The sequence below is a fragment of the Kocuria rhizosphaericola genome, from assembly GCF_044462205.1.
In the GTDB taxonomy this organism is placed as follows: domain Bacteria; phylum Actinomycetota; class Actinomycetes; order Actinomycetales; family Micrococcaceae; genus Kocuria; species Kocuria rhizosphaericola.
Map to the genome: position 1 here is coordinate 1 of NZ_JBISWK010000130.1, position 11,782 is coordinate 11,782.

Sequence of the window (11,782 nt, forward strand, 5' to 3'; positions counted from 1 at the left end):
TCAGAGGTCGCCGATCGCGGAGCCGAGCAGGCGGACCGGCTCGAAGGCCTCCGCGTTGGTGTTCTTCGCCTGCGCCCCGCGGAAGGCCGCCATGCCGCGGACCCGCCCCGGAGTCATGTAGGGCTTGCCGGCCTGGTCCCGGTGCGAGAGCACGGCCTCGACCTTGACGTCGACGTAGCCGTCGATGTCCACGAACACGGACGGGTCGAAGTCGCGGGTCACCGACGGGGACTCGAAGCACAGGATCGAGTGGTGGGCCCGGGCCGCGCGCAGGGTGGCCTGGTGCACCGCGTAGTGGTCCTGGTGCTGGTCATGGGCGGAGTGGGTGAAGATCACGTCCGGCTCGAACTCCCGGATCGCGGCCTCGATGGCCCGCACCATGTCGTTGCTCACGGTCTCCAGCTTCGTGTCCGGGAAGTCGTGCACCCGCAGGCCCGTGAGTCCCAGGAAGGAGGCGCCGCGCTGGGCCTCGGCCGGGCGCAGACCCACGTTGCCGCCGACCTCGCCGGAGCTCATCACCAGACCGCGGACCTCGTGGCCGGTGTCCACCAGCTTGGCCAGGGTCGCCCCGCAGGCGAGCTCGAGGTCGTCCGGGTGCGCCCCCACGGCCAGCACCCTCCGGCGCTGGACCACGGTGGTGGCGGGGATCCGCCGCTCGGCGACCACAGCCGCCAGTGTTGCAGTGGCCACCAGCGTCGTGCCGGCGACGATCTCGCACACCAGCCCGTGAATCTCCTGGATGGCACACCAGAGGTTGAGCACCAGCAGCACCGAGTAGACGACGACGATGGCGTTGCGCACTGCTTTCATGCTGCGAATCCCCCGGGCATGCCGAAGATAAGTTCCCCTGGAGAGGACATAAGAGAGCACTACGGCGCTCAGCAGAGCACTGATGACAGATGGCAACATGGTTCCCCCGGACTGCTGCGGTGGAGTCACGGAATCCGCGCTCCATTGAACGGCATCGCTTCCCCCGACCGATGCCGTCGATCCAAAACGGTGGACTCATCATCGTCGAGTCAAGAGACTTTCCGCTAGTAATGGTGAGAGAGACAGGTAACAATCCAGTGCGGGACTAGACCCGGGCCAGCCAGGTGGAAGTGGGACGAACATCCATCCGGCACAGGACGTGGTCGGTCAGGTACTCCACGGCGGTCTCCGGTGGCGCGCGTGCAGCACCGCCGAGAGAATCGCCGTGGCCGTCAGCAGCTTCGTCGTCACGCGCACGGCGACGGCGATGTCCACCAGTTCCTCGTAGACGGGCTCTGGTGCAACGGCACGGAACGCTACGTAACCAACGGCGACTATGACCAACGGCACGGCCACCAGCAACAGCTTTCGAGCGATCCGACGGGCCTCAGGACAGCTCCGGGCGGCCGCGGGGAGGAGTCCGGCAGCCCCGACCACCCCCACGGCCACCCAGAGGAGCAACCCACCCACCTCTTGAGCTCCCTCGAGGTGCAGACCGCTCCCGTGGAGCATCGGCGCTAGCGCACGCCCGGTCCGTTCATGCAGACCGAACAGGTCATCGGCAACGAGAAGCAGCAGAACACCTCCGAGAACCGGCAGGACCTGCCAGCGCGAACCGCGCCGCGCGAAGCCGAACAGCAGGATCGCAGCCAGCGCCGTCTGGAGCTGACCGAAGTGCTCGAGCAACGACCCGTCCTGCCCACCGTTCCACAACGTCGCGGAACGAAAGGGGCGGGCCCACCAAGGATCCACCCCAGGACCATCCACCACGACATGCAGCCCGTACGCGAGCAGCAGGAGGACGTCCACGGTCCCGAGTGCGATGCCGACGGCAACGCGCCGTCGCTTCGCACTCTGGTGTCGAGGTTGCACCGCCATCCCCCCCCCCCTGTCCGCGCATCATGACTTCTCGGCAGGCCGTGATCGGATCTCGCGATGGACCGACGGACGCGCAACCCCGCAGGACCCATCGAATGTTCTGCGGTCGCACGCCGATACGGCCCCGACACGGATCGTTCCCACGCTGTCCGACCACGGTCCCTTTCGGCACAGGGATGTCTGCACTGTGACTTCGAGGGATGGGTACACCGTTGGTGACACATCCTTTCATGTCCTCGGTCCGAGTCATCGACGGCTCGGATTCACAATTGGCCATTCTTCGCCTTCGAAACACGTATGAGGGCGTCGTGCCTCTAGAGTCGGGGCAACGGCGCTCCACCGTCCCGCATGATCCGGCGGGGTGGTGACGGATTCGGGGGGATCCGAGCAGCGTCGAAAGTGCCACGAAGGACCGCAGAGTGGTCCGAGCACGATCCTGTCCAGTGACGTGGCCCGTTCACGCCGCCCAGGCCCCTCAGCTGTTGATCGACCGACTGCGAGGGGGACCGGCTGTTGTGGGAGAACGAGACCATCGTGTCCGTTACCGGGTGCGCACCTGCGTGCTTCGCCACGACACCCTCCGAGCGGGTGTCGCCACGGCGCCGGCAATCTTCGCCAGGACTGAGTCGGTCACCCACCCCGGTTGCCGACGACGCCGGGCGACGACCCACTCTCCGATGAGAGCACTGCACAGGCACCTCGGCTCTGCCAGCTCCCGCTCGTCGTTCTGCTCCTTGACCGGAGCACCCTGGATCGAGCCGCGCCGCTGGACCGACAGAAAGTAGTAGACATGCATCTGATTCCCGTTCGCCCGACGGAGTCCACGCAGCCGAACCACACCACATCGGGCGGGGCACCGGGGGACGCGTCGTGCCCCGCGTATCCGGACCATGTCCCGGAGGTGGTGCGCATCGCAGGCCTCGGCATCGCGGCGCTGACTCCCTCCCAGGCAGTCCAGCAGATCCTCCGGGCAGCCACGGCTCACACCCCGGCAGCCTTTCACTTCATCAATGCCTACACGGTGTCCCTGGCTGCTTCCGATATCGAGCTGAAGAAGGTGCTGAACCAGTCCACGGCGACATTTCCCGATGGGCGGCCCTTGTCGTGGTTCGCCCGCATCAAGTCGCCGGCGGCCCAGCAGGTACGAGGGCCCTCCATGTTCGAGGCCGTCTTCCGCAATGGCCAGGCACACGGCACGAAACACTTCCTCTTGGGCTCCACACCTGAGACGCTCGAGCTCCTGGTGGAGAAGCTCCAGGGCCGTCATCCGGAAGCGCGGATCGTAGGGACGTTCAGCCCTCCGTACCGGCTCCTGACGGAGGAAGAAGTGGCCGACCAGGACGCCATGATCCGAGCCAGCGGCGCGGACATCGTCTGGGTCGGGCTCGGAACCCCGAAGCAGGATTTCGAGGTGCAGCGCGTCAGCCGAAGCACCGGCATCGCGGCGGCTGCTGTCGGTGCCGCCTTCGACTTCAGCGCGGGGACCAAGCGCGAGGCTCCAGCCTGGCTGAGTCCTCTAGGGCTGGAATGGCTGTTCCGGCTGCTTTCTGAACCGCGGCGCCTGTGGAGGCGTTATCTAATCGGCAATCCGCTTTTCCTGCTGGAAGTCTTGAAGTACTGGAGGCGTGAGCAGCGATGAAGATCGCCCTTGTGCACAGTTTCTACAAGAGTGCTGTACCCAGCGGAGAGAACTTCGCGGTGGAGATGCAGTCGTCCGCGCTGAGGGAGGCGGGGCATGACGTTCGTGTCATTTCACTCCGGACGGACGATCTTCGCGACGATCCACTCTACGAGATCCGAACGGCGTTGACGGTGGCGACGGGGCGAGGGCGCAGTCCGCTCGCCCAGCTTCGGCAATTCGGGCCGGACGTCGTCCACGTCCACAACCTCGTCCCGAACTTTTCCACCTCGTGGCTCTCGGAGTGGCGCGGTCCGATCGTGGCCACCATGCACAATTTCCGCCCGCTCTGCGCTAAAGGCTTCTTGTTCCGCGACGGACAGGAATGCACGCTCTGTCCCCGATTGGGTCACCACCACGCGGTAATTCACCGTTGCTACCGGGACTCGAGAGCGGCCACTCTTCCGCTCGCTCTCGCCAATCGCCGTGGGCTCTCGGAGAATCCAGTGGTGGTTCGAGCCGACCGTCTCCTCCTGCTGTCCGGTCGAGCACGTGACACCTACGAGTCGTTCGGTGTAGCTCCGGACAAGATGGCCGTCGTCCCGAATTTCATCGAGGACCGCATCCCGGACGCCTCACCTCCCTCAGCACTGGGGTCCTGGCTGTACGCCGGTCGCCTCTCTCCTGAGAAAGGCGTCCTCGACCTGCTCAAGACGTTTCCCGAGAATGAGCAGTTGACCATCGCCGGCAGCGGCCCCCAGGCAGCGGAAGTCCAAGATCTGGCGGAACGCTCGCCCAACGTCCGGTTCCTGGGCCACATCGAGCGGGACGAGCTCTTGCGACTTCTTCCGTCTGCTCACGGCCTGGTTCTCCCGAGCCTGTGGGCTGAGGGGCTCCCGACCATTTACCTGGAGTCCCTGGCCGCCGGCCTGCCGGTCGTGTGCCGGCAGGGGAACAGTGCCGCCGACGACATCCGCAGATGGGGCCCGGAGCTCGTCTACAGTTCGAAGCCGGAACTGAAGGAAGCTCTCTCCCATGCACGGTCCGTGTCGAGCACGTGGGAGAGCCGCGCCCGGGCCCACTACTCGGAGAACTACACTCAACAGGCCTGGACACGGCACGTGCTCGAGATCTACGACCAGGTCATTGGACATGCTGCCCCTCGGACGAAAGCTGCTCGGTGATGAATACTGCGGGCCTGCTGCCCCACGTCTTCCAGGACTGGAACAACAATCGTGGGGATCCCAAGATCCGCCTCCTGCTGGCCTTCTTCCGGTGGAGCCAACGACGTTCCGAAGGTGCACGCCGCCCGTATGTCCGGGAAGCGCTGTACCGTCTCTTCTCGGAACTGGTCGTCGGCACCGAGCTCAGGCCGGAAACCAGAGTCGGTCCAGGTCTGACCGTTTATCACGGCTACGGCCTCGTCGTGAACGATGCCGTGCGGATCGGCAGCAATGTCACGCTCCGCAATGGTGTGGTGATAGGGAACAAGGTGCCGGACGGTCCGTGCCCCGTTATCGAGGACCACGTGGTGGTGGGAGCGAACGCAGTGATCATCGGCGGATTGACGGTGGGGACCGGTTCGCAGATCGGTGCGGGTGCCGTCGTCACGCGGGACGTTCCTCCGGGAGCCGTGGTGGTGGGCAACCCGGCTCGCGTTCTCGAGCGCCAGGACCCCCAGACCGTCCCTCCGCCTGTGCGAAACGTGGGATAGGACGACCTTGACCCAGGAAGTCACCGATCGCCCACGTGGGCTCAAGAGTCTAGGCCGGGGATTCAGCGCGGCGACCGTGCTGAGCTTGTCGAGAATCCTGCAGCTGGCAAGTCTCTTCGCCGTCACAGTGTTCCTGGGAAGAGCCGCCGGTCCAGCCGTTCTCGGCGAGGTTTCCCTCGTCCTGGCCGCAGGATCTGTCATGCAGGCAGTCTCCGTGGCCGGTCTGGCGGCGGCAGCGCTCAACGCGTTGCTCAAGCGCGGCAACGACTTCGATGAGGAACTGAGAATCGTGCTCTATGCGCGCGTTCTTCTGCTCCCCCTCGTGTTCCTCGGCGGCGCAGGCATCCTCCTCGCCCTGCCCGGTGTAAGCCTCCCACCGCTCGGTGTGCTGGTGTTCTTCTTCGTCGGATATGCAGTAGGTGCTTTCGATGTGGCCGAGTTGGCGCACACCGCTCGGGGACGATTCCACGTCATTGCTGGACGCCGGATCGCCGTCGTGGCCGTCACGGCACCGGTCAGCTGGTTCTTCGCGTCCCAAGGTCAGCCGTACTGGACATTAGCGGTCCTGGCGATCGAGAGTGCCCTGTGGCAGTTGGTTCTGGTGCCCGGGGCCGGCATCTCGCTCGGGCCTCTGGCTCGGGTCGTCGAGAACTGCCGGCGAGCGCTCTCACGCGTGTGGGAGGTTCGCATGCTTTGGGCTTCCAGCATGGTTGCCGCGGTGTCGTCCCGCATCGACCTCTTCATCATCGGCGCACTTCTGGGGGTGCACGCCGTAGGACAGTACTCGACGACGAGTCGACCGATCGAGGCTACGACCATCGTCGCTCACAGCTTGATCATGGTCCTGATCGGCTCCATCTCGAAGAACGCCTCGATGCCCAGTCAGTACGCTGCCAACCTTGCGAGGGCTTCGCGGACGACGTTCTGGACGTCGGTGGTCGTGACAGGCAGCCTTATCGTCGTGGGCCCCTGGTTGATCCTCTTCCTGTACGGGCAGCAGTTCGAGACCGCCTCGGCGATCCTTCCCGTCTATGCTTTGAGCGTCTTGTTCATCTTCCAGGAGCAGATTCTCAGCGTGCTCCTGATCGTTGAAAAGCTCTACAGGCTGGACTTCATGATCAACGTCGCACGGGCCACGGTGACCATTGGTCTCAATCTGTTGCTTCTTCCGACCTTCGGCATCGCCGGCGCTGCCATAGCCGCCGTGCTGACACGACCCGTGAGCACCATGGTGATCCTTCTGCCGCACGCCTCTGGTCGACACGTCCTGATGCTGACCTACGGCAGCATCTTCCGGAGCAACCATCGAGTGCAGGCATCAGCCAACAGACTGATCCGAAACCGGCGCACCAAGAACTGATGTGAAGTGGAGCCCCGCTATGCCTGAATCCACGAGAAGCGATTTCAACAGGCGCGGCGAGCCCCGGGGAATGCCCTCTTCGGGCATCTGCCTGGTGCTGTGCAGCCTGCTTGTCACAGGCCTGGGCTTCGGGATCGCAGCGAAGGACGAGAACGGTGAACCGGCCACGGGCGCCTCGGTGGAGGACCGCGCCACTCGGATTGCCCTGCCGGACCAGGAGGAGAGCGAAAAAGTCCGGCTCCCGGAGGAACCGACGGTCCTGCTCATCGGTGACTCGTTCTCGCTGGGCCATGGCGCCGAGCCGAGAGCGAAGGGTTATGCCTTTCTGCTGGCTGAGCGTATGGGCTGGCAGAACTTCACGGTCGACGGAGTCGGCAAGACCGGATTCATCTCGGGCGGGGATTTCCGCTATCTGGAACGACTGAATGCACGCATCCGTTCCAAGGCGCCGGCCCCCGACCTCGTCGTCTTGCAGGGATCGGTGAACGACACGTGGATCGACTATCACGACATGCTGACGGCGGTGACCGATACCGTCCGGACGATTGAAACGCACTGGCCGGGTACAGAAATCGTCCTCACTACACCTATCACTCATCGGGACTTCGCGCGGGAGGAACGTGCTCTGCACGTCGCGGCGAGGAGCACTCGTGCTGTGCTTCTGATCGACGAGGTTCCGCGCAGTTGGCTCCCCCCCGTGAGCAATCTGTACATCGATGACTCGTGGCACCCCAGCACGCAGGGTCACGCCCGTATCGCGGAGAGCATGGGTGCAGCGCTCCAGGATCGGATCAGACCTCGGTAGATTTTGCGGCCCTTCCTCGGTTCACGCAATGACACAGTCGCCGATGCGGCAATCCGCGTCCGGCCGGGACGTCTATGTTGGTGCTAGCCCATGGGGTGGGTACAGGGTCGGGCAGGAATGGACCACACGCGTTGGAAACGGATCGAGAGATCGACGCCGCAGTGTCAACGTGGAGCATCCGTCTCGACCTCAGCTCCCTGCTCTCGGGCCTCCACCACCGGAACCGAGAACTACTCCTGCGAGGTACTCCCGTGCACGATCCCATGGTCACTGTCGTTCTGCCGACATTCAACAATCGTGAAGACATCGGGGCGGCGATCGACTCGTTGCTGGCCCAGACCTTCGAGGACTGGGAACTGATCGTGGTGGACGACGCGTCCACGGACGGCACGGGCGGTCTTGTGGCCGAGAGGTATGACGATCCCCGGATCTCGCTCCATACCATGGCGATCAACGCGGGCGCTGGGGCCTGTCGCAATCTGGCACTGTCCAAGGCCCGAGGCGAGCTGGTCGCCGTCCTCGACGCGGATGACGAGTATCTGCCGACGAAGCTCGAGAAACAGGTCGAGGTCTTCGCTGACGACGCGAGTGTCTCCGCGGTGGGATGTCAGGTCTTCGAATTCGGTCAGTGGGGAGGGCCCGAACTGGGCCGGTGGCCCACGCAGGCCGAAGACATCCACCGTAGACAGGTCGACCGCAAGGTACCGATCCACCACTCCACGGCCGTTTTCAAGCGCACTGAACTCGAAGAAGTCGGCGGGTGGGATGCCGCGTGTCGCCGTGCCGAGGATTTCGCGCTCTTCCTTCGGCTCGGGGAGCGCAAGATGGTCTGTCTCGAAGAGGCCCTGTACATGTACCGGACACGTCGGCCTCTCCCGCTGTCCTACGTAATCACTGATCAGCTTTCCCATGACCTGGCCTTGCGCCGTCATGAGCTGTGGCTCGACGGGCTGGACGATTCCGCGATGCCGACGGATACGAAGCTGAGCACCAGGACCGTCATCCAAGCGACCAAGAACTGGATCGTCCGCACCGGCCAGGAGTACCTGTCCGCTGTCCTGCGTCGCCGGCCATAGTCAGGCCCCCTCGCGCAGGCCATGGGCCCGTTCAGTCCGCAACAGGCGCTCCAAGGCCACGAGACAAGTCGTGCTGCTGCTACAACGAAGCTCTTTTTGGGGACGACGGTGTCTGGTCGCCCACTCCCAGGGCAACACCGTCTTCCTCGAGACGCCGCGGGCGAAGGGGCTGGGCCAGTGAGCAGCCCACGAGCACTCCCAGCGGAGCCATGACGAAGGGATACACCAGGACGTTGTCCGTCAGTGCCGCCACGGCAACGCCCAGCAGCCCGGACAGAGCCACCCAGTGGATCTCTTGGTCCGTCTGGCGAGCACGAGCCCAGACGCGCAGCGTCAGCAGGACGAAACCCACCACGAAAAGCGTCAAACCGATGAGGCCGAAGTCGTGGTACAGGCGTAAGTACTCATTATGGGGATGGGAAATCGGCGCAAAGGCCGCATAGACCTGCGCGTCAGCCGTGCCGGGTCCCTGGCCCCACCACGGGGCCTTCGCCGCGGACTCGACAGTTACTCGCCACAGTTCTGTCCGGCCCGACGTGTTGAAATTCTGACCTCCAACGGAGACGGCGGCGTCGCCACCGAGAAAGCGGTCCCTGAACGGTTCGTAGAACATGATGGCCCAATAGATGAGGAGGGCACCCAGCCCGGCGAAGATCCCGGCCAGAGGTATACGGAGGCTGCGTTGCCTTATACGTACCGCCAGGAAGACCAGCAGCGCCGCGCAGATGACCGAGGCCATGCGCGACAAACTCAGGAATGCTGCCATCACGACAAGCAACGGTGCGACGGCATACAGAAGATGTCGTCCTCTGTAGGGCACGAAAATTGCGACAAGCACAATGCAGCTCAGTGCGAAGGACCGGGGACCGTACAACTCCACGCCGGCCACGGTCGACGCCAGAAATACGACCGTGACAAGGAGTGCCGCCGGCCGGTAGAAGGAAAGCACCTTGTCCACCTGATCGGGAGCTGCCTGCAGTGACACCACTGCCGCACCCGCAATGAACGTCGTGAAGACGGCCACATTCTGGAGGCCGTCCGAGGACGAATTGAAGGCGAGGCTGATCCACGCGAGCGCCAGGAACAGGAGCAGTACAGCGGGAACAGCCTTGCCGGAGCTCTCCAGCTGGATCCCGTCATGTGGACTGTTCCCTCCCCTGAATCCGACGAGGGGCAGAAATGCAAGGCACCACATCGCGGTCAGCAATGTGAACAGGGCGGACACCGTATAGGGACCGACAGTGACGCGTGGCAACAAATCGACCACGATCAACCAGATGAGGCCCACAACCGCAAGCCTGGGCATCCCGTGATGCGTTGAGCTGGTCATCCCGAATCCATCCCGTCACCCGTCCATGTCGTTGCAGTTCTACTCACCTTGCCACGACCGCTGATCGAGTGAGGGGAGGGTGATCCGGGAAGGACCCCAACCCTCCCAGAGGTTGGCCAGGTGCCGCAACATCGCGAGTCACAGTACCTGCGCGTCCGGGGACAGGGTCCCCGATGACGTTGCATGTCGCATCGGCGAACGCCCTTCTGAACCCGCGCACGGAGCAGCATCGGCGTGCTGAGACGCAACGATTAACGATGGGTTGCTCGACCGTCATGTTTGGCATGCGCGTAAGGGCACCATACATTGACGAACATACTCTGCTTCGATCCCCGGGGGAACCATGAATTTGACGCGCAAGAAGGCTTTCATCACCGGGATCACCGGTCAGGACGGCTCCTATCTGGCGGAGCTGCTGCTCGCCAAGGGCTACGAGGTCCACGGCCTGATCCGCCGGGCCTCCACGTTCAACACCCACCGGATCGACCACCTCTACTCGGACCCGCACGAGGCCGATGCGAAGCTGTTCCTGCACTACGGGGATCTGTCCGACGGGTCCCGGCTGGTGACGCTGATGGCGCAGATCCGCCCCGATGAGGTCTACAACCTCGCGGCCCAGTCCCACGTGAAGGTCTCTTTCGAGGAGCCCGAGCACACCGGGGACACCACCGGGCTGGGCACCGTCCGGCTGCTCGAGGCGATGCGCCTGGCCAATGTGGACGCCCGCTACTACCAGGCCTCCACCTCCGAGCTGTACGGGGCGACCCCGCCGCCGCAGCACGAGGACACCCCGTTCTACCCCCGCTCCCCCTACGGGGCGGCGAAGATCTACTCCTACTGGATCACCAAGAACTACCGCGAGGCCTACGACATGTACGCCGTCAACGGGATCCTCTTCAACCACGAGTCCCCCCGCCGCGGCGAGACCTTCGTGACCCGCAAGATCACCCGGGCCGTGGCCGCGATCAAGGCCGGCACCCAGGAGAAGCTCTACATGGGCAACCTGCAGGCCATCCGTGACTGGGGCTACGCCGCCGAGTACGTCGAGGGCATGTGGCGGATGCTCCAGGCCGACGAGCCCGAGGACTTCGTGCTCGCCACCGGGCACCCGTGCACGGTGCGGGAGTTCCTGGAGATCTCCTTCGACCACGCCGGTCTGGACTGGCGCGAGCACGTCGAGTTCGACGAGCGCTACCTGCGCCCCACCGAGGTCGACGCCCTCATCGGCGACCCGGCCAAGGCCAAGGACAAGCTCGGCTGGGAAGCCACCGTCAAGGCCCCCGAGCTGGCCCGCCTCATGGTCGACGCCGACATCGCCCTGCTCCAGAACGACGCCTGGATCGACACCGTCGACCTCGCCTCCTGGGCCAAGTGAGACAGGACGCCACGATGACAGCAGACACCACCGAGAAGCCCGCTGACGCGACGACGTCGTTCACCCCCGGCCCCCTGGATCGCACCGCCCCGTTCTACGTGGCCGGCCACCGCGGCCTGGTCGGCTCCGCGATCTGGCGCAAGCTAAAGGACGAGGGGTTCACCGACCTGATCGGCCGCACCTCCTCCGAGCTGGACCTCAAGGACCGCGACGCAGTCTTCGCCTTCTTCGCCGAGGTCAAGCCCCGCTACGTGGTGCTGGCCGCGGCGAAGGTCGGCGGGATCCTCGCCAACAACACCTACCCGGTCGACTTCCTGTCCGAGAACCTCCGGATCCAGGTCAACGTCCTCGACGCCGCCCTCGAGCACGGGGTGGAGCGGGTGCTGTTCCTCGGCTCCTCCTGCATCTACCCGAAGCTGGCCCCGCAGCCGCTGAAGGAGGAGTACCTCCTCACCGGGCACCTGGAACCCACCAACGACGCCTACGCGATCGCCAAGATCGCCGGCATCCTGCAGATCCAGGCCGTGCGCCGCCAGTACGGGCTGCCCTGGATCTCGGCCATGCCCACCAACCTCTACGGGCCCGGGGACAACTTCTCCCCCACCGGCTCCCACGTGCTGCCGGCCATGATCCGCCGCTACGAGGAAGCCCGCCTG

Annotated in this window: 11 protein-coding genes; 8 read left to right on the forward strand and 3 right to left on the reverse strand. The window is 64.7% G+C overall.

The features are described from left to right. Together ACH9D2_RS13340 and ACH9D2_RS13345 are read right to left on the reverse strand one after the other, a co-directional pair. On the reverse strand, positions 1 to 810 hold the full coding sequence (locus tag ACH9D2_RS13340; RefSeq protein ID WP_396363292.1) for a PIG-L family deacetylase: 810 nt from the start codon (positions 808 to 810) through the stop codon (positions 1 to 3). A gap of 327 nt (positions 811 to 1,137) precedes the next feature. Beyond that, the gene (locus ACH9D2_RS13345) at positions 1,138 to 1,779 is read right to left on the reverse strand and encodes a hypothetical protein (RefSeq protein WP_396363293.1); all 642 of its coding nucleotides are present in this window, start codon (positions 1,777 to 1,779) and stop codon (positions 1,138 to 1,140) included. Positions 1,780 to 2,638: 859 nt separating this feature from the next. Between ACH9D2_RS13345 and ACH9D2_RS13350 the strand changes: the two genes are divergently transcribed. The 6 genes from ACH9D2_RS13350 (at position 2,639) to ACH9D2_RS13375 (ending at position 8,421) form a co-directional block, all read left to right on the forward strand. Then, a complete protein-coding gene (locus ACH9D2_RS13350; protein ID WP_396363294.1) occupies positions 2,639 to 3,487 on the forward strand; it encodes a WecB/TagA/CpsF family glycosyltransferase in 849 nt (282 codons plus the stop codon). Then, a complete protein-coding gene (locus ACH9D2_RS13355; protein ID WP_396363295.1) occupies positions 3,484 to 4,650 on the forward strand; it encodes a glycosyltransferase in 1,167 nt (388 codons plus the stop codon). The genes ACH9D2_RS13350 and ACH9D2_RS13355 overlap by 4 nt, the downstream gene beginning before the upstream one ends. Continuing rightward, complete coding sequence (locus tag ACH9D2_RS13360) at positions 4,650 to 5,180, forward strand: DapH/DapD/GlmU-related protein (protein WP_396363296.1); 531 nt, start codon at positions 4,650 to 4,652, stop codon at positions 5,178 to 5,180. Before ACH9D2_RS13355 ends, ACH9D2_RS13360 begins: the two co-directional genes overlap by 1 nt. A gap of 7 nt (positions 5,181 to 5,187) precedes the next feature. Next, the gene (locus ACH9D2_RS13365) at positions 5,188 to 6,540 is read left to right on the forward strand and encodes a lipopolysaccharide biosynthesis protein (RefSeq protein WP_396363297.1); all 1,353 of its coding nucleotides are present in this window, start codon (positions 5,188 to 5,190) and stop codon (positions 6,538 to 6,540) included. Positions 6,541 to 6,559: 19 nt separating this feature from the next. Continuing rightward, positions 6,560 to 7,345: a GDSL-type esterase/lipase family protein gene (locus ACH9D2_RS13370; protein WP_396363298.1), complete on the forward strand. Its 786-nt coding sequence runs from the start codon at positions 6,560 to 6,562 to the stop codon at positions 7,343 to 7,345. 251 nt (positions 7,346 to 7,596) lie between these two features. After that, positions 7,597 to 8,421 carry a glycosyltransferase gene (locus ACH9D2_RS13375; RefSeq protein WP_396363299.1) on the forward strand — a complete coding sequence of 275 codons (825 nt, stop codon included), beginning with the start codon at positions 7,597 to 7,599 and terminating at the stop codon, positions 8,419 to 8,421. Positions 8,422 to 8,500: 79 nt separating this feature from the next. Here ACH9D2_RS13375 and ACH9D2_RS13380 read toward each other — a convergent pair whose 3' ends face one another. Then, complete coding sequence (locus tag ACH9D2_RS13380; protein WP_396363300.1) at positions 8,501 to 9,751, reverse strand: O-antigen ligase family protein; 1,251 nt, start codon at positions 9,749 to 9,751, stop codon at positions 8,501 to 8,503. Between the two features lie 343 nt (positions 9,752 to 10,094). Between ACH9D2_RS13380 and gmd the strand changes: the two genes are divergently transcribed. Both gmd and ACH9D2_RS13390 read left to right on the forward strand, forming a co-directional pair. After that, the gene (gene gmd, locus ACH9D2_RS13385) at positions 10,095 to 11,126 is read left to right on the forward strand and encodes a GDP-mannose 4,6-dehydratase (protein WP_396363301.1); all 1,032 of its coding nucleotides are present in this window, start codon (positions 10,095 to 10,097) and stop codon (positions 11,124 to 11,126) included. A gap of 14 nt (positions 11,127 to 11,140) precedes the next feature. Beyond that, on the forward strand, positions 11,141 to 11,782 hold a 642-nt coding region (locus ACH9D2_RS13390; RefSeq protein ID WP_396363302.1), incomplete at its 3' end, for an NAD-dependent epimerase/dehydratase family protein.